At 36.4% G+C, this 23,412-nt stretch carries 22 protein-coding genes; 10 read left to right on the forward strand and 12 right to left on the reverse strand.

What is annotated here, in order from left to right:
- Nucleotides 1–7 precede the first annotated feature (7 nt).
- Genes FG27_RS09985 through FG27_RS09995 form a run of 3 tightly spaced genes read left to right on the forward strand, consistent with a single transcriptional unit; the run spans nt 8 to nt 3,651 of the window.
- Nucleotides 8–1,198, forward strand: coding sequence for a glycosidase (locus FG27_RS09985; protein ID WP_051935815.1), 1,191 nt, complete (start codon nt 8–10; stop codon nt 1,196–1,198).
- The gene (locus FG27_RS09990) at nt 1,199–2,392 is read left to right on the forward strand and encodes an AGE family epimerase/isomerase (RefSeq protein ID WP_037318593.1); all 1,194 of its coding nucleotides are present in this window, start codon (nt 1,199–1,201) and stop codon (nt 2,390–2,392) included.
- Complete coding sequence (locus FG27_RS09995) at nt 2,389–3,651, forward strand: glycoside hydrolase family 26 protein (protein ID WP_051935816.1); 1,263 nt, start codon at nt 2,389–2,391, stop codon at nt 3,649–3,651. Before FG27_RS09990 ends, FG27_RS09995 begins: the two co-directional genes overlap by 4 nt.
- Here FG27_RS09995 and FG27_RS10000 read toward each other — a convergent pair.
- Nucleotides 3,648–5,024 carry a sialate O-acetylesterase gene (locus FG27_RS10000; protein ID WP_037318596.1) on the reverse strand — a complete coding sequence of 459 codons (1,377 nt, stop codon included), beginning with the start codon at nt 5,022–5,024 and terminating at the stop codon, nt 3,648–3,650. The two genes, FG27_RS09995 and FG27_RS10000, sit on opposite strands and share 4 nt — an antisense overlap.
- A 3-nt stretch (nt 5,025–5,027) precedes the next feature.
- Nucleotides 5,028–6,107, reverse strand: a complete 1,080-nt coding sequence (locus FG27_RS10005; RefSeq protein WP_051935817.1) for an SGNH/GDSL hydrolase family protein — start codon at nt 6,105–6,107, stop codon at nt 5,028–5,030.
- A gap of 268 nt (nt 6,108–6,375) precedes the next feature.
- On the opposite strand from FG27_RS10005, the gene FG27_RS10010 reads away from it, so the two are divergent.
- From FG27_RS10010 to FG27_RS10040, 7 genes are all read left to right on the forward strand, one after another.
- Nucleotides 6,376–6,666, forward strand: coding sequence for an AlpA family transcriptional regulator (locus FG27_RS10010; RefSeq protein ID WP_037318599.1), 291 nt, complete (start codon nt 6,376–6,378; stop codon nt 6,664–6,666).
- Between the two features lie 36 nt (nt 6,667–6,702).
- Nucleotides 6,703–7,920, forward strand: coding sequence for a primase-helicase family protein (locus FG27_RS10015; RefSeq protein ID WP_037318600.1), 1,218 nt, complete (start codon nt 6,703–6,705; stop codon nt 7,918–7,920).
- Nucleotides 7,901–8,155 carry a hypothetical protein gene (locus FG27_RS10020; protein WP_037318602.1) on the forward strand — a complete coding sequence of 85 codons (255 nt, stop codon included), beginning with the start codon at nt 7,901–7,903 and terminating at the stop codon, nt 8,153–8,155. Before FG27_RS10015 ends, FG27_RS10020 begins: the two co-directional genes overlap by 20 nt.
- 17 nt (nt 8,156–8,172) lie before the next feature.
- Nucleotides 8,173–9,048, forward strand: a complete 876-nt coding sequence (locus tag FG27_RS10025) for a toprim domain-containing protein (RefSeq protein WP_037318606.1) — start codon at nt 8,173–8,175, stop codon at nt 9,046–9,048.
- 125 nt (nt 9,049–9,173) lie between these two features.
- Complete coding sequence (mbpA, locus tag FG27_RS10030) at nt 9,174–9,470, forward strand: mobilization protein MbpA (RefSeq protein WP_037318608.1); 297 nt, start codon at nt 9,174–9,176, stop codon at nt 9,468–9,470.
- A complete protein-coding gene (locus FG27_RS10035) occupies nt 9,467–10,339 on the forward strand; it encodes a relaxase/mobilization nuclease domain-containing protein (RefSeq protein ID WP_037318610.1) in 873 nt (290 codons plus the stop codon). The genes mbpA and FG27_RS10035 overlap by 4 nt, the downstream gene beginning before the upstream one ends.
- Before the next feature lie 11 nt (nt 10,340–10,350).
- Nucleotides 10,351–10,809, forward strand: coding sequence for a DUF6730 family protein (locus FG27_RS10040; RefSeq protein WP_037318613.1), 459 nt, complete (start codon nt 10,351–10,353; stop codon nt 10,807–10,809).
- Between the two features lie 368 nt (nt 10,810–11,177).
- Here FG27_RS10040 and FG27_RS10045 read toward each other — a convergent pair whose 3' ends face one another.
- From FG27_RS10045 to hsdR, 10 genes are all read right to left on the reverse strand, one after another.
- Nucleotides 11,178–11,591 (reverse strand): hypothetical protein, encoded by a 414-nt coding sequence (locus FG27_RS10045; protein ID WP_037318616.1) that lies wholly within the window; start codon nt 11,589–11,591, stop codon nt 11,178–11,180.
- Entirely contained in the window at nt 11,588–12,259 is a 672-nt protein-coding gene (locus FG27_RS10050; RefSeq protein ID WP_037318619.1) for a DUF433 domain-containing protein, read from the reverse strand. The genes FG27_RS10045 and FG27_RS10050 overlap by 4 nt, the downstream gene beginning before the upstream one ends.
- Before the next feature lie 103 nt (nt 12,260–12,362).
- Entirely contained in the window at nt 12,363–13,328 is a 966-nt protein-coding gene (locus tag FG27_RS10055; RefSeq protein WP_037318622.1) for a hypothetical protein, read from the reverse strand.
- Between the two features lie 7 nt (nt 13,329–13,335).
- A complete protein-coding gene (locus FG27_RS10060; protein ID WP_037318624.1) occupies nt 13,336–13,602 on the reverse strand; it encodes a hypothetical protein in 267 nt (88 codons plus the stop codon).
- Nucleotides 13,603–14,556 carry a hypothetical protein gene (locus tag FG27_RS10065; RefSeq protein WP_037318625.1) on the reverse strand — a complete coding sequence of 318 codons (954 nt, stop codon included), beginning with the start codon at nt 14,554–14,556 and terminating at the stop codon, nt 13,603–13,605. It abuts the gene before it with no gap.
- Nucleotides 14,553–16,649, reverse strand: coding sequence for an AAA family ATPase (locus tag FG27_RS10070; RefSeq protein ID WP_037318627.1), 2,097 nt, complete (start codon nt 16,647–16,649; stop codon nt 14,553–14,555). The genes FG27_RS10065 and FG27_RS10070 overlap by 4 nt, the downstream gene beginning before the upstream one ends.
- Before the next feature lie 32 nt (nt 16,650–16,681).
- On the reverse strand, nt 16,682–17,317 hold the full coding sequence (locus FG27_RS10075; RefSeq protein WP_037318630.1) for a GIY-YIG nuclease family protein: 636 nt from the start codon (nt 17,315–17,317) through the stop codon (nt 16,682–16,684).
- Nucleotides 17,318–17,320: 3 nt separating this feature from the next.
- Entirely contained in the window at nt 17,321–18,685 is a 1,365-nt protein-coding gene (locus FG27_RS18675; protein ID WP_051935818.1) for a restriction endonuclease subunit S, read from the reverse strand.
- Nucleotides 18,685–20,145, reverse strand: coding sequence for a type I restriction-modification system subunit M (locus FG27_RS10085; RefSeq protein WP_037318632.1), 1,461 nt, complete (start codon nt 20,143–20,145; stop codon nt 18,685–18,687). Before FG27_RS10085 ends, FG27_RS18675 begins: the two co-directional genes overlap by 1 nt.
- A 43-nt stretch (nt 20,146–20,188) precedes the next feature.
- Nucleotides 20,189–23,401 carry a type I restriction-modification system endonuclease gene (gene hsdR, locus FG27_RS10090; protein WP_037318634.1) on the reverse strand — a complete coding sequence of 1,071 codons (3,213 nt, stop codon included), beginning with the start codon at nt 23,399–23,401 and terminating at the stop codon, nt 20,189–20,191.
- Nucleotides 23,402–23,412 lie beyond the last annotated feature (11 nt).

A 23,412-nucleotide genomic window follows, 5' to 3' on the forward strand; every position in this document is an offset into this window, starting at 1 on the left:
TCGTCTTATGGACACAAAAAACCAAACCCGAAAAATTCCCGGATACGATAAAATTAGGCAGAAACATACAGAATTGCTCGAAACCCCTAATATGCCGGTAGCAGATTCCAATGGAGTATTTATAAGATATCAAAATCCTGTATTAACAGGAGCTCATGCCCCTTTAGAATGGCGGTATGATTTTGATACAAATACCAATCCCTTTGGAATGGAGCGAATAGGAATTAACTCCACATTTAATCCCGGTGCCATTAAATGGAAAGGAAAATATCTTTTAGCTGTTAGGGTAGAAGGTAACGACCGTAAATCTTTCTTTGCCATAGCCGAAAGTCCTAACGGCTTAGATAATTTCAAATTCTGGGAAAAACCTATAGAATTACCCCAGACTGAAATTCCGGATACGAACGTTTATGATATGCGTTTAACACAGCACGAAGACGGTTGGGTTTACGGTATTTTCTGTACGGAAAGAAAAGATACCAAAGCGCCCCAGGATACGACTGCGGCAGTAGCAAATGCAGGAATAGTGAGAACAAAAGACCTTATTAACTGGGAAAGACTGCCAGATCTTATTTCAAATTCAGGACAGCAACGTAACGTAGTGCTTCATCCTGAATTTGTAAATGGAAAATACGCCATGTACACTCGCCCACAAGATGGTTTTATTGAGGTGGGAAAAGGAGGCGGAATTGGTTTAGGCTATATAAGCGATATGGAAAATCCGGTTTTGGAAGATGAAAAAATCATTAATCAAAAGGCCTACCATACGATTTACGAAATGAAAAATGGTTTGGGTCCAGCACCGATTAAAACGAAAAAAGGTTGGTTGCATCTGGCTCATGGAGTAAGAAATACAGCTGGAGGATTGCGCTATACCTTGTATCTTTTTATGACAGATCTTCACCAAATTGATAAGGTGATTTACCAACCAGCAGGCTATTTTATGGCGCCAAATTATGAAGAAACGGTAGGAGATGTTCCTAATGTGCTTTTTGGGAACGGTTGGATTACTGATGATGACGGGAAAGTGTTTATTTACTACGCTTCCTCAGATACCAGGTCTCATGTAGCCGTTTCCTCGGTAGAGAAGTTACTGGATTACGTGATAAATACCAGGCAGGATAAATATACTTCTGAAGAATCGGTTAAAGCAATCCTTCAGCAGGTTGAAAAGAATAAACTGATCACAGAAAAATAAATGCAGGCAGTAACGGGAAAGATTCAACAAGAGTTGGAAATTGAACTTCAAAATATTTTATCCTATTGGAGGGAGTATAGTATTGATGAAGCTCATGGCGGATTTGTGGGCAAAAGAGACCACTATAACAAGCTGGTTGAAAACGCAAATAAGGGTATAATTCTTAATACCCGGTTGCTATGGAGCTTTGCTGCAGCCTGTAATTTTAATGATGATTCCCGATTAAAAACGCTGGCAGATCGTGCTTATGAATATTTGGAAGCCCATTTTTATGATAAGGTAAATAAAGGGTTTTTCTGGAAAGTAGATTATTTAGGAAGTCCTGTAAATAACAGGAAGCAAATTTATGCCCAGGCTTTTAGCATTTATTCTTATGCTGAATATTTTAAATTGTCGGGAGATGAACAGGCAAGAGAAAGAGCGCTGGAAACTTTTTTCCTCATTGAGAAAAACGCCAGGGATTTAAAGGAGAACGGTTATTTTGAAGCTTTTCAGGAAGATTGGAGCCCTATAGAAGATGTGCGTCTTAGTGCGAAAGATCAAAATGCTCCTAAAACAATGAACACCCATTTGCACATTCTGGAAGCTTACACCACTTTACTGCAAATAACTGGTAATACTAGGGTTAAAGAAGCTTTAGAAAACCTGGTGAAGCTTTTTCTTTCAAATTTCCTCGATAATAGATCAGGACATTTTAGATTATTTTATAGCAAAAATTGGTTGTTGCAAAGCCCGGTTATCTCTTACGGCCACGATATTGAAGCCACCTGGTTACTTATAGAAGCCGCGAAAATGACCGGCGATTCGGGATTGATGGATCAAACTACGCAAGCTGCAATTCTTGTAGCAGATAAATTTCTAGAAGAGGCCTATGTGGAGAACAAAGGAGTTATTAATGAAAAGAACCTGGAAACCGGGGAAACTGATTTAGACAGGCACTGGTGGCCGCAAGTAGAAGCTATGCTGGGTTTACAATATGCTTTTAATATTTCTGGAGATAAGAAATACCAGGCTGCGATATTGGATATCTGGGATTTTACTCGAAACAATTTAATAGACAGGCAAAATGGCGAGTGGTTTTTTAGAATAGACCAGACCAATAAACCTTATACACAAGAAGATAAACTAAGCATGTGGAAAGCACCTTACCATAATTCCAGGGCGCTAATGATGCTTTTAAAAGAAAAAAGATGAAAAAACTTAGCTATTTTTTATTGGTATTTGTGCTGTTAACAGCCTGTAGTAAGGATGATGAGATAATTAACGAACCAGACGAGGAACAGGAAAACCCTGAAGAAGAAATTCCAGAAGAACCTGAAGAAGAAACTCCAGAAACTTATGCTTTTGCGCCGGAAGAAACACTAAGTTATATGGTAGATGCATCGGCAACTGCTGAAACGGTTGCTTTATTTTATAACCTAAAATCGGTTTCAGATAATCATTTTATAGTAGGCCAGCAGGATGCATTCAGCTCGTTCTTTGAAGGAAATGATGGTTTTTCTGATATGAAAAAAACAACACTAAGCGATCCCGGCTTGTTGGGTTCAGACTTTATGTTTATAACCGATGATCAAAACGATGGTACTGCACAGAACTGGTTTTTTCAGCAGGAGCAACAAATTATAAATGATGCCTTACGCGCTTATAATAGCGGAATGATTAATGCCTTCACCTGGCATCTTAGGGAGCCCTATGAAGGAGAGGCCTTTTATTCCGATGAAATGACCGAATTTCAAAGGCAAAATGCTTTTAAAAGTATTCTTCCCGGTGGCGCAAATCACGACTACTATAAACAGAAACTGGATAAGGTTGCTGAAGTTTCTCTGAATATGATAGGAGAAGACGGTACGCTTTCTCCCATTATTTTTCGACCATTTCACGAGTTTGAAAAAGACTTTTTCTGGTGGGGTGCTGCTTACAGTACTCCAGAAGAATTTAAAACCGTATGGCGTTTCACGGTAGATTATTTAAAGAATGAAAAAAATGTTCATAACCTGCTTTATGCATTTTCTCCCGATAATTCTTACTTAACCAAATCTGCTTACCTGGAAAGATACCCCGGCGATGAATATGTAGATATTTTGGGAATGGATAATTATGGCGATCTTATAGCCCAGGATGGTTCCGGTTTAAATGCTGCCAACCAAAAATTACAAGTCGTTTCAGATCTTGCCAAAGAGAGGGTAAAAGTGGCTGCACTTACAGAAACGGGTTATTTTGTAACCCCTTCCCAAACCACCCTGGCCGAGAAGTTTTATTCTGAAAACCTTTATGGGGTACTCACAAATAACGAGGTGAATATTGGGTTTTTAATGTTCTGGCAAAATTATCAGGATTCATATAACGTACCGGTGCCCGGAATGGATGGTGCTGAAGATTTTATGGCTTTTATAGAAAAGGAAGAGCCATTGTTATTAGATGATATGCACGATTTCTACAGTCTCCCAAACTAATTTTGTGTCGTAAAACTTGAAGCTGGCAAGCCTGCTGCGTTAAAAATATTGGAGCTTGCTGTATTCTGCCAGGAGTACCTTACAAAAACAGGGCTCCTGATTGCTTTGGCTTTTAAATGAATTATATTGTTTTTAATTTCCATTCTGGCAGGATAGAATTCTTTATTTGATCCGGCAATCTCAAACTGAGATTCTGGATTTTCCGGATCAATTTTTAGTCCTTCTGAATACTTAAAATGTACTTTCACTATTTTTCCTTCAGTGGTTATATGATCAAACTGAGGGGCGTGGGCTTTAATCTTTTTTCCGTAAACTTCAGCTAAAGCCAGGTTAGCAAACCTTATTCCAGGTGTGAGTTTATCTTGTGGATGGATGTCGTGAATATTTCCTACATCACTGGTCATCACCATTCCTGTTTTAGATAATTTTAAAACCTTTCGTTGCGCATCTCTTACCTTTACCCCGGCAAATCCCTCGCCATAATCAAAGGGTGCAATTTGAGCATAGTAGAAAGGTAGATCTTCTTCCCATTTGCTTCTCCAGCTTTTAACTAAACTGGAAAAGATCTTTTCGTAGTAATCAGCATTAGCGGTATTAGATTCTCCCTGGTACCAGAGTATCCCTTTAATCTTCATGGAAGTTAAGGGGTGGATCATAGCATTGTATAACAGGGCAGGTTTGTTTGGGCCCCATTCATTATCATCCAGCATTGCAGCAGCTTTCTTTAAATTTTTATTTTCGTGGAACAATTCCCCGGGCATCCAGACTTCGGCTGGTGTGCCTCCCCAACTGGAATTTATAATTCCAATGGGTACATCCAGATCTTCCTGTAATTTTTTAGCAAAAAAGTAGCCAATTGCGCTAAAATACTTCATCGTTTCCGGTGAACTGTCTACCCAACTCCCTTCTAAATCTATTTGTGGTGAATCGGCTGTTCTGTGATCAACGCTAAAAAACCTAATGTTTTTATTCGTTGAATTTTCAATAGCAGTTTCAGCATTGGTTATACCGGCGGAGGCACTCCATTCCATATTAGATTGCCCGGAAATTAACCAAAGCTCACCCAGTAACAGGTTTTTTAAGCTGACCTCATTATACCCTTGAATAATCAATTCTTGTGGGCCTTCTTTTGAATTCGTTTTAATTTCCAGGCTCCATATCGCATTTTTATCGGCTTTAGTAGTGAAAATTTCATCACTCCAGGTAGAGCTTATTTCAATCTCTTCTCCCGGTTTCGCCCATCCCCAGATTTTTACGTTGGCCTCACGTTGCAATACCATATTATCTCCAAAAATAGCAGGTAGGCTAACATTCGCTCTAGCCGGGAACTGAAAGAAAAGACACGCGGCTAAAAAGAATAATAATTTCTGCATCACTTACGATTTTAAAAGATTTGTAAAAAATGGAATAAGTTGCCTGGCCATTGCTTCGTGATCATTGATGTCCGGATGCCCGGTACAACCTCCTGGTGCAATATTTGTAAATTGAAAAATTGCAATCTCTTTTTCAGAAAATTCATTCTGTATTTCTTTAAAGACTTCGGCAAGCACAGCTTTCTGTTCAGGGTTTAGCATTGGGCTGTCCAATAATGAGATTTTTACATCAGGATATTTTGAAAAAAGCATTTCAACAAAGTTGATATAGGAAGTGGTAAATTTTTCCCTGCTAAAGGTTGTGCGTTCTTTTTCCCCGTCACCCAAAGAAAAATCGTTTGTTCCAAGGGCGATACTTATAATATTAGGGGAATCTTCAAAATTTGCTTTTTCTTCAGAATTGGCGTTTAAATAAAGATTTTCATACACATCTGGCATTACCGGTTGATCCTCATCGTTCCAGTTGCGATACATTCCCATTCCCGAAACACAATTTAGTTCAAAATCAGTATCCAGTGCCCGCGCAATTCTGGGTCCATAAGCCATATAGGCATTGTGCTGATCGTACCATTCTCCATCGCCGCAAGGAATTTCAAGGGTATCTGCGCCCATTCCGCAGGTAATAGAATTGCCAATAAATTCAATTTTCGGCTTTTCGGCAACCTTTATTTCATCAATATCAAATGCTTTTATTTTATTTATAATTAATGCCCCAATAGTAGCTTCTGTAGCTTTGAAAATGGATATTTTATGAAAATCGGTAGTATCGGGAAGGGAAAATTTTAGTGGAATACTGTCTACTTTAAACCTGCCTTTATAGGTTTCATCAATTTCAAGATTGATATATGCATGATCTGTTCCAGTTAGATCGAAATCAATAATCAATGTATCAGATTTTGCTTTAAAATGAATGGCCGAAGCCGAGTTAATCAATACCAGGCTGGAATCATTCTGGACTGAAGTCCTGCCCGAAACTGAAATTTCCTGCAAGGTGGCACTAAAGGAAGTACGTTTTTTTTCTTTTGTTTCATTGCAACTTGAAAGGCTAATAATTAGAGTCAGAAAAGTAACAAATTTATTCATTTAGGCTGTTTTAAGCGAATTTAAAGCTTTTGAGCTATAGTTTTCAGTACGATTTTTTCAATCTTGAATAGCATTTTTTCAATTAATATAAATCCCACTACCACCAAAGTGTTTTGAAAAAAATCATTTTTAAATATTTTTCAATAATTCCAATCATTTACTGATTATATCACACTGTTTTATTTCTTTTGCTGTTAAATATTTCCTCCAATAAGATTTGATTTCTTTTTCTCAATTAGTTTGTTTTCTAAACCAATATTTATTCAAAATGGAAGAAAACAAAAAAATTGAGGATCTCTTAATGGATATTAAAGGCCTCCTGGGAACCAACAAAAAGGTAATGAACGTGGAAGATCTGGCACAATACACCGGACTCTCCAAAAGTAAGATCTACAAGCTTACGCATCTGCGGCTTATCCCGATGGGGAATAATCCTAACATTCGTCAGAAATTTTTCGACAAGGAAAAGATCGATGCCTGGCTCCTGGGAGAGCCGGACCTGTCCGATGCCTTCCTGGAAGATCAGTTCAATAAGGGCCTGATAAAAAACCGGAAATAGGCTCTTGCCTTTTACTCATCCTTTAAAAATTTTAAGATGAAAAAGCTAACCTATATCCGGGTGGGTACTTGTTACTATAAATTAGTTCAGCTGCCCACTATTGCCGGGGATTTTAATGAAATTTTGGTTCCGTGGAGTATTGAGGCCTTGCGTAATGATCACGGAAAGGGTTTTATTGGAAAAATTAGAAAATATGATGGCTTTACCTGTATTCCTAGCCACCTGGATTTTAAGCAAGAGGTCTTTGGGTTTTATAACACCTATGCTCCTTTGCCTCACACGCCGACAAATGGTTCCATCGACTATTCATTGCGATTTGTCAATCATATTTTCGGAAACCAGTTTGAATTAGGACTGGATTATTTGCAGCTTTTATACCTGAAACCTATTCAGATCCTGCCCATCTTGTGTTTGGTTTCAAAAGAAAGGGTGACCGGAAAAACTACTTTTCTCAAATGGTTAAAGGCTATTTTTGATAGTAACCTGACCTACCTTACCAATGATAACTTCAGCAGCCAGTTTAATGCAGACTGGGCAAACAAAATGCTTATTTGTATAGATGAAGTACTGTTCAATAAGGAAGAACTTACCGAGCGAATTAAATACCTCAGTACTACCGATTATAATAAAATGGAGGCTAAAGGCAAAGATAAGCGTGAACTTGAATTTTTTGGAAAGTTTATCCTCTGTAGTAATAATGAAGATAACTTCATAAAGATCGATAGCGATGAAACCCGTTTTTGGGTGCTTAAAATACCTTCCCTTAAAGCTGAAGAAACCCAATTTTTAGAACATCTAAAAAAAGAAATTCCGGCTTTCTTGTTTTACCTGCAGCACCGGGAATTAGCTACAGCCCATAAAACCCGAATGTGGTTTACCCCGGAACAGATTAGGACCAATGCCTTGCAAAATTTAATGCGCAATAACAGGAACCGGGTAGAAAAGGAACTTGCCAGTATGCTTCTAAGTGCTATGGAAACTTTTGATTTGGAAGAAGTACATCTATGCCCTATGGATGCGCTCCAAATTTTAAACCACACCCGGGTTAGGACCGATCTTACCCAGTTGAGACAAATTCTTAAAAATGACTGGAAATTAAAGAACCAGGATAATTCCCGGACCTATCAAAAAATGGTCATGTGGACGAATGGTCTGGCACCAATTCCCGGTAAAGGTCGCTACTATACAATTGAGAAATCATTCTTGCTTGGGAATTTTGAAGATTTGGAAAACGATGAAACGATGCAGAAGTGATGCGGGCCGTGAGATCAATGTTATTAAGGCTTACGGGAAGATCTGCATCAAAGCAACAAATTTTGTATACAACAAAGGAGAAAAGCCTCCGGTAATTTCTTCTTTTTTTGATGAATTGATGCAAGATAGAAATAAGACCAGTAATACTGGGGATTTTCAGCCGCATCGTTTCCGCATCACTTTGTCATCAAAAATCAAACGATGCGGAAACTTGAATCTATATGATAGTATCTAATGGGAAAATGAAAAGTAATGGAAAACACAGAAATAACAAAAAGCTGGGAAAAAGCCCGTAATATTTGCATCGTAAAAACGCTTGCAAAATTAGGGCACTTTCCCAGCAGGATATCGGAAAAAGAAGCTTGGTTTCTGAGTCCCCTGCGGTCAGAAACACAAGCCTCTTTCAACGTCTCTTTACATAAGAACCTGTGGTATGATTTCGGAATTGGAAAAGGAGGTTCTATCATAGATCTTATAATGCTAATGAAATCCTTTTCGATAAAGGAGGCGTTGGAATATTTAAAGAGCGATATGGAGTCATTTTCCTTTAGCTCTATAAAACCTGAAGGTCGTTTGAAACGAGCAAAAATTCGAATCCTGGATATTGAATTTATTTACCTGCAGGGGTTAATTGATTACTTGAAATCCCGGAATATACCTTTTGAGATCGGCAGAAAATACTGCAGACAGATTTGGTATGGATTTAAAACAAAACGATTTTTTGCCATTGGACTCCAAAACCATCTGGGAGGTTGGGAACTTAGAAATAAATACTTTAAAACTTCCAGTAGTCCTAAAACCTTTTCACTTTTTGAAAGAGGAGCCAAACAGCTACTTATCACGGAAGGGATGTTTGATTTTCTTTCCCTGGCAACCATCGATGAAGATTTGGTACAAAACTCAGACTGCATCATTTTAAATTCCCTGGCTTTTTTGGAAAGGATTAAAATGTTCATCCCTAAATATGAAAAGGTCCTGATTTATCTGGATAATGACCCGGCAGGCAAAAAAGCAGCTGGTTCGCTTTTAAATCAATTTGAGAATATTACAGATTGTAGTAATTCCTACTCTGGCTATGTAGATCTAAATGAGAAATTGAAAGCTGAAAAATCCTCGATTTTAAAATAATGATGCGTTGGTAATTGGTAAATGCCTATCGGAGAATTTCAGTTGAAAGGGAAAAGCAAGATGTGTCATTGTAATGACAATCTTGCTTTGCGCCCGATGGTTGCAAAGGTTTTAAAAAGAAAAAAATGAAAAGGGAATACATCCAGGTTCGATGCTCGATCTACGAGAAGAAGCTGCTCCAAAGAAGAGCGGCCAGGGCAGGAATTTCCCTTTCAGAATATATCCGAGCTACGGCCTTTGATAAAAATATTGTGGAACGGATCACTCCGGAACAACTGGAGACTTACAAGATGCTGGTCCAGTACAAGAACAATTTTACCCGCATTGGAAATATGTTTAGAAAGCGAGATCCAAAGCTGGCCAGGGAAGTGGAAGACCTGGCGAAAGAAATCAGAACGCACTTAAAAAACTTTAAAAAATGATTGGGAAGGGACACGCCGTTTCCGGCACCAGGGTATCGATATCCTATGGCTGGAACCAGGAAAAAGAGGCTGAAGTCGTGCTTAGAGAACACGTGGCCGGAGATACTCCCGCTGAGATAGCCGAAGAGTTTAGGATTATCCAGTCGCAAAACCTGCGATGTACCAATAACACCTTAAGCTTTATCGTAAGCCCGACGATTGAGGACGGAAAAGATTTAAGCAAAAAGGAACTGGAAGAACTCGCTAAAAAATTTTTAAAAGAGATGAACCTGCAAAACAATCAATCTATTGGATTTGTGCATCGGGATAAAGCGCATACCCACGTTCATATTTATACCAATAGAATTGGTTTTGATGGTAAAGCCTATAACGACAGCTTTATCGGAAAACGAAGCCAGATCGCTGCCGATAATGTAGCAAAAGAATTAGGGCTGACCAGGGTTCGAGAAGTACAGCAGGAAAGACTTAATGAGTTAAAGGGCCTCAGACAGGAAATCAAAAATATACATGACCGGGTACTTCAGTCGAGGCCAAAATCGCTAGATGAATATATAAGCAAAATGAAAACGCAAAAGGTAGATGTAATCCCAACCATCAATAAATCTAACCAGCTGCAGGGCTTTCGGGTGGAATACAAAGGGGTAAACCTTAAAGCAAGTGAAGTGGACCGATCAATGAGCGGGAATAGGTTAATTCCCGCGATCTCGCAGAACAGAAGTTTAACAAGAGGAATGGAAGCACCAAAAGACCTGCAAGTTTTAAATAAAACGGTAGAATTAAGCAGCAACTTGTCCACCAAAATAGCCAAAGAGCTTATAAAAGGAGCTGTAAAAATAGTAAGGGATACCGGAATAGGATATGGATATTAAAAAGTTGAGTTATGAAAAAACTAGATGAAATTATGGAACTGATGGCCGATGAGATGAAGGATTTCAAAACGGCAGTGCTTGAGCTTCAAAAGCTTTCGGAACAATTAGAAAAGATGAGCATTCCAATTAGCACGGAAGCTTTGGAAAAGAACTTAAACACATTCCTGATAAAGCAGCATGAAGAAAAAGAAAAAACAGATGAAATCCTGAAGGAGATAGACCGGAAATTAAAACACGCTAGGATCATACCCAATTATCTGCTTATCCTTTTCGGGATATTTGGAATTCTTGCACTGGGTTCAGTGGGTTATTTTGGGTATACCTCGAAAGAAAAAGTAGAAGACAATTTTGAAGTTTACCAGACTATTATGGAATCTCAAAATAAATCGTACAAAGATTATTTTGCAACATATCCGGAAATCCACGAGGCGTACTGCGAGTGGCTACAGGGTGGATACCAGGGTTTGTAATGACAAATGACCTGTATCAAAAATTAGTAAAATTGCGGCAAATGCCCTTAAACCCTCAGTAAAACCGTTGAAATTTGCGTCAAAAATTTAGTAAAAAATTACAGCAAGTTTTTAAATCAGTGGATAATGAGTGGATATTCCAGTAAATGAGCTCAAGGGCTCTGATAACAGGTTGAATTTTACTGGTTTTGTAAAAATAAGTAGGTTGCGCCCTATGCTGTTTTTACTTTACGCTTAACTTCCCGTACACTATAAAAACAGCATAGGATCCAGCGCAGGTTATGGTAGATATGGGGGCAGGAGGTAATTAAAGAATTTAGCAACACATTTCAAAGAATCTAAGAATTTTGAGATAAATTACTGAAAATTTATATTTTTTTCAGTTTTCCTTTTAACCCAAAAGTATAAGCAAAAGGCCTTTTTTCTTGATGAACCTTTTCAGAAATTTCGGGCCAGTTCTTTGCCAATGCTTCAACCATTTGCCAGATGCTTAATCCCTGCTTTTTACTAGGACCTCTTAAGAAAAACATCCCGATTTTATTCTTATTGTATAATTCCAGCTCGTGTTTTCGACGATGGATATTTACATCCTGTGTAATCACGCAGGCTCTTTCTTTACCAACTTTTGGTATCCAGTCAACATCTTTTACTCCTGCCCCGTAAATGGTTGGTATATATCGTACCTCAATTAATTGCTTCTTCTTAAAACCTTCAGGATATTGAAGTGTATGGAAACCTTCGGCAAGATGACGGGGCATATTTTCATCCAGATAAATTTTCATGCGGCATCCATATATTCAATCGCATCCCGCACCTCCTTTTCCGTTAGTTCATACACATAAGAAATATACTCTATAGGATCACCTGCCTTGAAATGGTTGAAAATGGTTTCAGGATAGATGTTCTTCATGTCAAGGATAGGATGGCCAAATTTTCTTGTCGGGTCAATAAGAATTGACTTTTCCTTACCAAGCGGCCAAAGTTTAGATGCCAGGTTATTAGCATCAAATTCAAGTTTCTTGAAGAACAGTTTAATAAAGCTAAGGTTTAATTGTTTGGTGCCATCTAGGGTTATCGTGGTGTCATCCAGGTTTAAAAAGATTCGCTTTCCATCTGTATTAATTCCATCCAGGACTTCTTTTAGCGCGAAAGGAAAATGAGTTTTATAAAGTTGGGAAAGTTCTTTATGTGCCTCCAGTACTTTTCTAGTTTTTACCCCCGCATCTGCCAATTGCATCATCACGTAAAATTCCACTAGCGTGTGAAAACTAACAGCTTTAGAGTTTTCGGTTTTCCAGGAATATCTTTTTTCAAACTCATGGCCTAGTTCTCCGTCCCAGTATTTATCAATCCACCTATTTACTTTATAGTAAGGCAAACGGAGTATTTGGGCAATCTCTGCCGGAGTATAAATGCCAAATCCTAACTGTGGTTTATTTTCGAAGATCATAAGTTTTAAGTCTTGCAATTTACTCAATAACGAAGTAAAAGAGATACCTTTTAAATATTTATTAGTAAATCGAAAAAAGAAAGTTGGGAAACTTGTTTGAAAATTAAGTACTTTCGATTAGGCTCTTATACTTCTGTTTCAACAGAAACATCGTATAATCTAAATCGGTTTTCATATCGAACTTGATTAAATAAAGATTGCCTTTTACCCCGCTTTTCCATTCCCAGGAGCGCTCCTCTGCTAAATTCTTCGGGTCATCAAAGTGGAAAAAGTTTTTAGAAGTAGTACCGTCAGTATTTAAATTTCCTCTTTGTATTTCGATTGCAATACTGGATTTCCTGAAATTCAAAAAGGCTACAGATTTATTATTAACCTTGGCATTGATGTACATTTTTTTAGGATCAAGTTCCAAATCGTCAAGTTCCAGAAGTTGTTCCTTTAATTGCTCCCATTTCTCTTTAAATGTTCCTTCTAATTTAGAAGTATGATACTCTTCATCAAAAACCTTTAATTCTTTGCTCACATCCTTTATAACGGATGCAGTTTTGGTATTAGATAGTGAATCTATATTTTCCTTAGAACTAGTTGTTTGTTTATTAAGGATAAAAGTATTGTTCTCAAATCTCTTGATCTCATAGAGCTCAAAAGGAATGTTTTTAAAATTGACACTATCTTTTTGATAAGAATTAAAGGACGGGGAAATAAAGATGATACGCGACTGACTCCAGTCAATATCCTCTGTGCGATAAATCTTGTTCTTCTCCTGAGATAAGGTTAATATAAAATCTGATTTGTTGTTTAATAACAATTGAAGATAGGTGTAGCCCTGATCTATTACAGAGTAACTATTTCCTTTTTTATATTCAATAATCACAAAAGCATTAGTTTCGGGATCATAGCACAAAGTATCTATGCGATATTTTCCCACTGTAAATTCCGAACGCACAAATTCCAATTGAAACAGCTCCTGAGTGTTTGCCTCTATTAAATTTTGGATATCCCTTTCAAATTTGAAAGGTTTGAGTTCAATAGTTTCTATTTTATTATCTTTTATTTGGAACAATTCCATTTTAACTTTAAAGTTTAAGAGGGTTAAAATACCAGTAGCGGTTGTTCGTTTTCCTCTCCACCATTACCTGAGGTATAAGGTAGAGCAAATTTTTCTCGTCTAACTCTCTCAAGAGATTTCTTAAAGGCAGCCCCTCTCTGTGATCCTGATTAAAAAACCCCTTTTCTATTAATAGAGACATGAGATCTTTAGGTTTAGCATCTTTCAAATTGTTTTCTTCCAAATATTGTTGGATGACATATCCCATATTTATAATTTCTTCTTCTGGTTTCATCTAATTATCATTCATCATTTGGGGTAGCACAATTTCTAATTTTTCCAAAATATCTCTTTTTAGTTTACTAAAAGGTCTTTTAGAAAATTGATCTGAGTTATAATACGAACCAAAAACAGTTCTGTATAAATCCTCCACATCTAAACTAACTGAATCAAACGCTCTAATAAGTTCTTCAAAATATCTTTCTGAATAACGATACCTCAAATTGAATAAATCAATAAGCTCTTCACTATGAGCTGACATAATTTTATTAATCTTAAAAATTTCAACGCTCTTGGAAGCAGCCACCTTTTTCTTTTTTGACAATCCGTTATAAGTAATCCAAACATTTATTTCACTGTCCGTTCCTAACAAACTTTCAATATTTTCTGTATCGTAAGTAAAGTGATAGTTATCGATTATGTTATCTATGAAGGGATGAATGTTCGAACTTAAATTAAATTGTTTCTTCCCTTTTAAGGTGGAGTTACAAATTACGCAAGAAGGTACTAAGTTATAGATGGATAAACCTAATAGGGGATTTTTTCCTTTATCAATGAAATGATCGAACTGGGGTCTAGTTATTTTATCTTCCCTTTTTTTTCCAGTTTTTACCGTTAGCGTATACATTCGATTACAGTAGAGACAAGTTCTCACATCTAATGCCTTGGCTAAATCAAATGCATCGTATTTATTTGGATGTTTTTTAGAGAAATTTTCATAATCAAAAATTTTCCGAATCTTAACATCAAGTGACTTTTTATAGTGAGAGTGATTTTTTAGAGTGTGGTTAATTCTATTTAAGTCTTTAGGAGTGCCTGTTAAAATCAGGAGTAAGTTATCTTCAATAAATTTTTTTAAAGTTTTATTGAGAGTACTCTCTTTAATTCTGTCATTTACCCAATCTTCCTGTAGTTTTGTAAAATGGAATTGGATGATTTCAGGTTTTGATTTTAAATCATAAAAAATCATACATCAGAGTTTCCAAATTCATCCTTATATCTTTTCATAAGCGTCTCTAATTCCTTTTTTCGAAACTTCTTGTGGTAATCTGTTTCCATTTTGCGATCATACATTTCTAACAATTTTTTCTTAATTAATGGCTCATCAATAAGATTAATCAGGCGATAATGAAAATCCCCGTTTTCTTTACTTTCAGATTGTAACCAAGAAATTGTTTTATCTATTTTGGCTTTAGAAAAATCACCCATTAACCCGTTCTTAATAAAAAAGGAATCAGCTAAAAGATCTGAAACATTTGCACCAAATGACTTTTTATTGTTGTTTTCTTCTACAATTGTAGCCTTACCGTCTGGATTATTTAAATAAATAATATTTTTATTGGGTAGATCAGATAATGTTAGTGGATCATGAGTAGAAAATAACACCTGTACGTTTGGTGATCTCTTTTTATTACCTTTAACGGGGATCTGACTAAATAAAACTGGAAGAGTAGCAACAATAGCCTGTACAAACTTCTTCTTCCATAAAGGATGATAACCTAATTCTGGTTCATCTAGAAGCAAAAGATAATTTGCATACTGATCATTTTTATTTTTCCGAACTCTCACAATATAATCATGGAGAGAGCTATAAAATGCCAATAATGCTTTTTCTCCAGAAGATAATTTTTTGTTAGGGATAATTTCGAAGATTTTTACCTGAACAGGTAATGTTGAAAAATATTCAAGCACTTTATTGTATTTTTTAATAAATTCATCGAACACTTTCTCATCTAGTGAATCAATAATCAAAGCCACTCGATTTTTACTATCAATTCTATCACGTAAGTTTTCCTGAAGATATTGAAAGAGCATTAGTATATCATAAAACCCATTGAGATCACGGATCATCATTCTTTTAATATCTTTTGTATTAACTCCAGCCTCTGAAGAAAATCTGTCATTTTCAATTATCGATTTAATTTTTTCGTAATCCTGAATTCGAATACCTTTCAGATCATTCTTAATTTTTTCATACAATACCTGATGCCTATTAATGAAATAAAATTCCAGGAAACGGTTTAATTTGGCAGCAAATCCTTCCTCCTCTAAAATCTTTTTTAATTCAAATCCTGCCCCTAAACCGGTCTGTGGAAAAACAGCTCCCAAGAGTAAGTAACTTAGAAGAGTTATTTCAGTATCCTTTAAAAAATCTTTACTATCATGAATATAATCCTGATCATTTGTTGTTCTATATTCATCAAGATTCCAAAGCTTATTGAATTGCTCAATAAAGCTTTCACTTTTTAAAAGATGAATATATCGTTCAAATGTTTTTGATAATTCTCTGGATGAAAAACTTTTTTTAGTTTCATCTCGGATGCCTCTAAGGTCTCGTTCTATTTCGTGTTTAAGAACTTCTCCTCGATGCGGGGTAGCAAAGTTTGCCGTTGCATAGATTGTTGTAAAATCATCTTTTCGATTAGCCTTAGGAGATATCCAGATCAAATCATAGGACGGAAAATCTTCGTAAACTTCTTTCAAAGTTGAAACAATGGGATCTTTTAGAAAAAACACATTTCTTGATACCGTCTCTAAAAAGTAATCATTTAGCGTGTGGTCAAATTTATTTACCAAAGCAATGGGCGACCTGGTATCGGTTAAATCATAATCGATCACAGGAGAATAATAAAGTTTTGCCACCATATTTTCCTGTGGAACCAAATCTTTCAAAGTAAATTTGGCTTTAGATCCTGATATAAGTTTTACCCCTGTTGTATTTTCTATATAGATAATCTCTTTACTATCTTCAAATAAATCTGTTTCATAAATCTGTATGGAAGGTTTGTATCTGATGTCTGCTTGATGATTAATGGCTCTTAAAATGGAAGTTTTTCCAACCCCATTGGCTCCTACTATTGTAGATATTAAGGAAATTCCATCCCCCCAAAATCCTGGAATAAAATCTGTATTTTCTTCTTTAATATTTAATTCTAAACCTTGATTTATTTTTGTGAAGCTGTAAATATTTTTACCTCCTAAATTAATAACCTGACCCGTATGTTCTATTCCAAATATATGGTCTAGCATTTTTTCCTGAAAATAAACTGCCACTAATCTCATTATACTTTAATTACCATGTTATTAAACGAAGTTTACCTCTCCACATCAACATTAAAAATCGGGAAAAGATCTGCCACCATTTTATCTTCTATATAGAATCTATTAACAGCATTATTCACTTTTTCATTATCCTCAAGCTCCAGCCAGGAAATTGCAATGTGGGTTTTAATATAATCCAGAGAATGATCCTGAAAAATTCGTTCCAGGCCAATCCTAAGTTGACTAACAGTATTTGGTTTTCTCTCAAATGAAAATGGCTCTTTTGTTCTATTTTCACCATTTCTATCGGTCCAAATATCTTTAACAGTATAGCGTAAATGGCCAGATATTCTTTGGTTTAAATTCGTAGTTTTTCCGACATAGAGACAAATTCTATTATTTATAGTAGCGGCTTCCAGCCAATCTTTACAGATTTTTATTGGTATTAAATCTTCCCGGTTTGCCGGTCCTTTTAATTTGTACCGTTGCTCATTTATTTTCTTCTTTAATAGCGTTGAATCTCCAACCCACCAAAACGCGTACACTCCTGCAGTTTTGTCCAAACGCGTAAACTCTTTTCGCTGGTCTCCCTCCAGTAAATGTTTGACTAGCACGGGATGAAAGTTTTCTAATTTTTGAACGGATTTCCGTATAGTGACTATATCAAATGTTGCTGTAGCGTTGTCCATTTATTATTCTTTGTAATTCTTTTCAGTCTCAGCAGCTATATTTTGTTTTTCGTTGGTCACACCATATTCATTAGTGAAATTTTTCATTGCTTTACGGCGCGTAGAAACTTTCTTTTCAATATTTTTTGTCTGTAAATCAATCTCCTCCAACAATTCCCTCGCATCTCCATCATTCTCCAATTGCGGCACCAACTCTCCTTTAAAGGCTTTATGCAAAATCGATTGGGGAAGATTTTCTATTTTATTTTTCAATAAATTGTATTTCTGTTGTATGCCATCGACATTTGAGAAAAGCTCCTGTACTTTTTTAACAATTAGCTTTTGATCCTCAATAGGAGGAAGCAAAATCTTTAAATTTTTAATCTCGCTACTATTTATATTATTTACTCCACTTGTAGACCGTGAAGTATTAACAATTTGGCTTCGTAGAAAATTACTCTGGAGGGAGTAATTCAAAAATTCCGGATCTAAAAAATTTTTGCACCTCAAACGTATCAGATAACCTGCATAGGAAAAATTTTCGTGCTTTTTCCTAACAATAGCAGATTTACCTACTAATGAAACACTTCCATTAGACCTTATAATTAAAACATCTCCAGGAAGTAACTTAACTTTTTCAAATTCCTTTTTATCTAACTTCGTATACTTTAAATCTTCATCATAAATTTCCCCATCTTGTATATTGGGTATTCTCAACACGGGAGTTCCTTCTACATCAGGTCTTGATTTCTTGGAAGTGCCATACTTTACTTCAATTAACAGAGAGCCTAATTCTTTTTTCTCTACCTCAGATTTGGTCAGCTTCCCGGTCACCGCCAGAGTAAGCACCTGCTGCCGAAAATTCATAAGCAATACAGGGATTTTTTCTAAACTATTATTAATGACATCCAGCTGCTCGAAAAGCTTATCCAGTTTGGCTACTATTCGTTTTTGTTCGGGAAGAGGAGGAAGAGGAATATCTATATCCCATAGTATTTTAGGATCCACGTGAGGTATTCCGGTACCTCTGGTATTTGTATTTAAAAAATCAAACTTAGATTCTAAAAACTTTAAAAGATAGTTTTCGTTTACTCCGATTGGATCAAGGATAGCAATAGTGGATCCAACGGCACCATACTTACCTTTCGTGACCCAACCGCTTCTTGCTCCATCCCACACAATTCCAATTTGATTCTCCTTAATTATTCTTGAAGATGGTATATCTGCATATCGTCGAATTTCATTCTTCTCAAATGCCCTTATATCTAAATACGGTACAGAATTTTTAAACTCTGAATCCATTAGGGTTTTCGGTTTCTTACCTTTTTTTGAAGTAACTACCTTATCTAATTTTGATTCAATCCAATTTTTCGGCAATTCTTTTTCCATCAACTCAACTCCTTTATCATGGCATTCAACTGCTTTGTTATATTCTGGATTTCCGCCAGGGCCTCTTCGGCTATTTCTACAGGTTCTCCTAAATCTTCTCCATTGCTAATACTGCTGTCCGCAATTAAACCTAAATCAAGGCTGTCGTTCTTTTTAGCTATAGTTTCCCGGGAAATTTTATTCCAGCGTTCATCCTTAATTTTCTCACGTTTTTTCTCGCTTATTAGCCCGTCGTACTTTTCTTCTACTTCATCAAAACCAGTTCCGCCGGTATAAGCCTTTATAAATTCTTCAAAAGCTTTTTCGGTAAATGGGGTACGTTTTCCGTAATTTGGAACGTTAGTTCGCATATCGTAAAACCAAACATTTTTGGTGTTCCCTGTTTCGGTAGTACCACGAGTAAAAAAGAGAACATTGGTTTTAACCCCTGCGGCATAAAAGATCCCTGTTGGTAATCTTAGTATAGTATGTACATTACATTTATCCATTAAATCACGGCGAATCCTTTGGCCATCTCCATCTTCAAAAAGCACATTGTCAGGCAACACGACTGCTGCCCGGGCTTTCCCATCTTTTTTCAGGCTACGATAAATATGTTGTAAAAAGTTTAGCTGCTTGTTACTGGTGGGAAAAGTAAAATCATCCCTCGAAGGTCGCTCCCCACCTTTTTTAGTTCCAAATGGGGGGTTTGCTAACACCCCGTCAAAATTCTTAAGGCTTTTTCCAAATTCTGTTAAGGTATCTGCCAGATAGATTTTACTTTCCATTCCGTGCAGTCGGGCATTCATCAAGGCAAGACGGTGGGCATCGCCTACCAGTTCTACTCCGCTAAAAGCTTCTTCCTCCTGGAACTTTCTTTCTTTATCGGAAAGTTTATAGTAATCGTCATTTTTTGTCCGTAAATAGTGATCTGCAGAAATCATGAAGCCAAAAGTTCCTGCTGCAGGATCGTTCCATTTTTCTCCTAATTTTGGAACCAACAGATCGACCATAACATTAATCAATGGACGTGGAGTAAAATACTGTCCTGCTCCACTTTTTTTCTCGCCGGCATTTTTTTCTAAAAGGGTTTCGTAAATATCCCCCATAGCATCCCGCTCATTCTCTTCATACCAGTCAATCTTATCAATTGCCTGTACAAGGGTGTCAAAATTTACTGGCTTTCTTAAACTAGTGGAAGCATCAGCATAAATTTCTTTGATACTATCGCTACTGGTTTTACTACTTATCTCAGCCAGAAATTTGCGGTAGCGTAAAAAAGCTTCATTATTATCGGGTTCATTTACAAAACTTTTCCAGTGATATTCTTCCGGAAGATGTTCATCGAATCCTTTAACTTCAGATAATTTTAAAAATAATATATAGGTTAATTCATTTAAGTACTGGTGATAGGTTACCCCGTCATCCCTTAATACATTACAAAGTTTCCAGAGTTTATTTGCTATTTCTTGTGAGCTCATTTATAAATTGTGAGATTGTATGGTTGTGAAATTAGAAGATTATTTAAGCAGTATAAAGACTTTCGTTTAATTCTTCTAATATTTGATCCAAATTGTTTTCAAATATTTTATCGAGACGTTTGTAACCACCGTCTCTTTTAAATGGATCCTTATCCAGATCCTGTTTTGTTAAAACCGTTTCCTTTAAAAGTTGGGCTTCAAAACGTTCTATCCATTTTAGCTGGATTTTATTCCAGTTCTTTATCATTTTTATTTTTTCGACTGCATTTTTTATTCGTTGTTCGTGGCTTACAAGGTCTGTGTCTAAAGCCATTGTTCTAATAAAGGAAATTATATCTGCAGCAATATCTTCATTCTTAGTGGACTTCCAGGCAGTGCTCAAGGTGCGTGCATTATATCCTTCCTGGTCTAATGCAATTTTCAATTCCTTTAAGGATTTGCGGTCCAGATCAGCCGGTTTCGTACAAATAATTTCCAGTGCAGAAAGTTTATTACGGTTATCCTTAATAAAGCTTCTGAAATCCTCAATATAGTCTTCAGGCTTTTTTGCTTTTCCATAACCTCTTTCAATTCCAAGAACTTCGTCCTTGTGGTCAGAAACTAACTGAAATTTCGGTTGAAAGATCTTAGAATCCAGAAAATTCCATAATCCTGAATATTCAGTCACTACTCTTTGTACCTGTTCACCCTCAACTTGTTTTAGAGCTTCAATTAATTCCTCCGGGGAATCTCCTTTTGATAGATACATAAACTCTTCAAGACTATGATCGCGTAACTTATTCTTTTTTCGCTGTAGTTTGGCAATGATTTGTTGCAATTGTTTTTCGGCTCGATCTGGAGTTTCGATATAATCCAGCTCCTCCACCAGCTTTTTAAAAGATATCTGCGGATTGGAAACCGTTTTCATTTGGGTATAACCCTCAAGGGCTTCATAAACCCTTACTGCATCGTAAATTCTAAAAAATTGTTTATCAATGTCCGGCGCTAAACGCGTGGCCCGGCCAAGCATTTGTTCAAATAAAATACGTGAGCGAACTCGTCTAATAAATACTAGATTGGTAATGTTGGGCACATCTATACCCGTGGTAAGCAGATCTACAGTTACACCTATAGTAGGAAATTTTTCGTTTTTAAATCGTTTGGTTAAATCTTCCGGATCGTATGTGTTTCCGGTTATTTTTGCAATTGCATCTATTGGTACATCAACGCCAATAGCAGCAAATTCTTCATAAAGTAATCGCACAATAAGATCGGCGTGGCTATCTCTAACGGCAAAAATTAAAGTTTTTTCATCACCTTCAGGATCCAGTTCCTGCACCAGGCTTCTTGCAATCTCCCGATTAAAAGATTCTGTAATTACCAGTTTATTGAACTGTTCAATTTCAATATGAAGCTCGTCCTCCAGTTCTGCCAGTTCTTCTATTTTATTAGATTCAGGGTTGTATGCTTTTGGTTTATCACCTTTTTTCCAAAGAATTCCTTCTTCACTCAATTTTGTCTTAATAAGGTATGGAGGTTCGTGGTCAACAAGAAATCCATCTATAACTGCTTCCCTGTAAGAATAACTATAAACCGGATCTCCAAAAATTTGTTTGGTGTGAAGGGCAGGGGTAGCAGTTAGACCTATAATATAAGCATTGAAATACTCAATCACTCTTTTATATTGCCCTACATAATCTTGTTCATCTTTAAAATGAAGATCGTCCTCATCAATTTCTTTATCCAGGTTGTATCCTCTGTGTGCTTCATCAATAATAATACAGTCATAAGTGTCAATAGGCAAAGGATCATTTTCATTATAGAAAAGTCTTTTTACCATACTTTGGACTGTGGCAAAATGAAGGCGGGTAACATCGTCGGGTATATTCGTTTTGAGATCTTCGATCTGGTACACATTCGCAAAGGTGTTCAGGTTTTCTATTTTGTTATCCTTAAACCCACTTATTGCCTGATTAGCGAGTAATCTTCTGTCAGTTAAAAATAATATTCTTTTAAATCGATTAGATTTAATAAATCTATAGGCTAGCCCTAAAACAGTTCTGGTTTTTCCGGTCCCTGTAGCCATTACCAGCAACGCTCTTTTCTCTTCCGGTTGTTTTACAATTTTCTTCTCAATTGCCTTAATTGCATCAATTTGATAATCTCGCAGACTTAGCCCAGTTTTACTTTGCAAATAATCATACTCACTCTCCTGAAGCTTTCTGTTTGCATTCTCAACATCTCGATTAAAAAAATCTACCAAACCTTTAGGAGAGAACCACCCACGAAGAGCCTCTGCATGATTCCTGTTATTTCTTACGTCCAGAAACCAAATTCCACTTTTTGTTTTTAGTTGTTCTAAAAATGAGCGGCCATTAGTAGAAAAAAGAAATGGAACATTTAAGTTATCCCAAGTGCCCAATAACTGTATCTCCGGATGCTCTTCAATACATCCAGCATATATTTTAGATTGGTGAAGATCTGTTGATATATCGGAAGCATACTTCTTCGCTTCAACAATTCCATACAATTTAGTTCCAACAAAAAGGGCATAATCTGCCCACTTTCCGGCACAAGGCCATTCTGCAATTGCTATATTCCTTCCTTTTTGAGGAAGGGTTTTGTTTTTCTTATGGTTTAATTCTTCGGTGTTACATTCCCAGCCGGCTTCACGAAGCTTTTCATCTATAATTTCCCTGGTTTCTGCTTCTGATTTCTGAAGATTATTTGCAACACGCTCCGATCGTTCTTTTCGCTCTTCAACCACTTCTGGCGAAGCATTTAAAGATGCTATCTTATTTTGATAATCTTTTACTTTTTCGGATAAGAGGTTAAGTTCCTCTTCCAGTTTTTCAACCGATTTCTGCTCTTCCTGAACGGGTAAAGCATATTCTTCTGGCTCTAGATAATCGTTTTCATAAGTTTCATAAAACCACCTGGAAAGTTGGAAACATTTTTTCAGAACAAAGAGCGCTTCCTTATTTGAACTATTACCATGGTGCGTTGCCCTATTCCCTGATTTCCGAATAATATGGAACAAGTCTTTTATAATCTCTGGAATAATATTCCTATAAAAAAGTTGATTTATTCTGTCTACCTGTGTTCCTTCAAATCCATCCAATCCTTCGAATTCCCAAATAATAGCAGCCATTTTTTCGGAAAATAGCCTGGATTTTGCTAATGAAGAACTGGGGTCAATATGAATAAGTTTCTCTGATAATATACTTACCTTGAATAGTTCCGGGTATGAGTTTTGAAGAAAAGAAAATTTTGACATTAGTTTACTTA

The sequence above is a fragment of the Salegentibacter sp. Hel_I_6 genome (assembly GCF_000745315.1).
Taxonomy (GTDB): domain Bacteria; phylum Bacteroidota; class Bacteroidia; order Flavobacteriales; family Flavobacteriaceae; genus Salegentibacter.

Bases quoted from the DNA above. Each gene is read 5' to 3' on its own strand.
- FG27_RS09985 (WP_051935815.1), top strand. From the start codon at position 8: ATGGACACAAAAAACCAAACCCGAAAAATTCCCGGATACGATAAAATT.
- FG27_RS09990 (WP_037318593.1), top strand. From the start codon at position 1,199: ATGCAGGCAGTAACGGGAAAGATTCAACAAGAGTTGGAAATTGAACTT.
- FG27_RS09995 (WP_051935816.1), top strand. From the start codon at position 2,389: ATGAAAAAACTTAGCTATTTTTTATTGGTATTTGTGCTGTTAACAGCC.
- FG27_RS10000 (WP_037318596.1), bottom strand. From the start codon at position 5,024: ATGCAGAAATTATTATTCTTTTTAGCCGCGTGTCTTTTCTTTCAGTTC.
- FG27_RS10005 (WP_051935817.1), bottom strand. From the start codon at position 6,107: ATGAATAAATTTGTTACTTTTCTGACTCTAATTATTAGCCTTTCAAGT.
- FG27_RS10010 (WP_037318599.1), top strand. From the start codon at position 6,376: ATGGAAGAAAACAAAAAAATTGAGGATCTCTTAATGGATATTAAAGGC.
- FG27_RS10015 (WP_037318600.1), top strand. From the start codon at position 6,703: ATGAAAAAGCTAACCTATATCCGGGTGGGTACTTGTTACTATAAATTA.
- FG27_RS10020 (WP_037318602.1), top strand. From the start codon at position 7,901: ATGAAACGATGCAGAAGTGATGCGGGCCGTGAGATCAATGTTATTAAG.
- FG27_RS10025 (WP_037318606.1), top strand. From the start codon at position 8,173: ATGGAAAACACAGAAATAACAAAAAGCTGGGAAAAAGCCCGTAATATT.
- mbpA (WP_037318608.1), top strand. From the start codon at position 9,174: ATGAAAAGGGAATACATCCAGGTTCGATGCTCGATCTACGAGAAGAAG.
- FG27_RS10035 (WP_037318610.1), top strand. From the start codon at position 9,467: ATGATTGGGAAGGGACACGCCGTTTCCGGCACCAGGGTATCGATATCC.
- FG27_RS10040 (WP_037318613.1), top strand. From the start codon at position 10,351: ATGAAAAAACTAGATGAAATTATGGAACTGATGGCCGATGAGATGAAG.
- FG27_RS10045 (WP_037318616.1), bottom strand. From the start codon at position 11,591: ATGAAAATTTATCTGGATGAAAATATGCCCCGTCATCTTGCCGAAGGT.
- FG27_RS10050 (WP_037318619.1), bottom strand. From the start codon at position 12,259: ATGATCTTCGAAAATAAACCACAGTTAGGATTTGGCATTTATACTCCG.
- FG27_RS10055 (WP_037318622.1), bottom strand. From the start codon at position 13,328: ATGGAATTGTTCCAAATAAAAGATAATAAAATAGAAACTATTGAACTC.
- FG27_RS10060 (WP_037318624.1), bottom strand. From the start codon at position 13,602: ATGAAACCAGAAGAAGAAATTATAAATATGGGATATGTCATCCAACAA.
- FG27_RS10065 (WP_037318625.1), bottom strand. From the start codon at position 14,556: ATGATTTTTTATGATTTAAAATCAAAACCTGAAATCATCCAATTCCAT.
- FG27_RS10070 (WP_037318627.1), bottom strand. From the start codon at position 16,649: ATGAGATTAGTGGCAGTTTATTTTCAGGAAAAAATGCTAGACCATATA.
- FG27_RS10075 (WP_037318630.1), bottom strand. From the start codon at position 17,317: ATGGACAACGCTACAGCAACATTTGATATAGTCACTATACGGAAATCC.
- FG27_RS18675 (WP_051935818.1), bottom strand. From the start codon at position 18,685: ATGGAAAAAGAATTGCCGAAAAATTGGATTGAATCAAAATTAGATAAG.
- FG27_RS10085 (WP_037318632.1), bottom strand. From the start codon at position 20,145: ATGAGCTCACAAGAAATAGCAAATAAACTCTGGAAACTTTGTAATGTA.
- hsdR (WP_037318634.1), bottom strand. From the start codon at position 23,401: ATGTCAAAATTTTCTTTTCTTCAAAACTCATACCCGGAACTATTCAAG.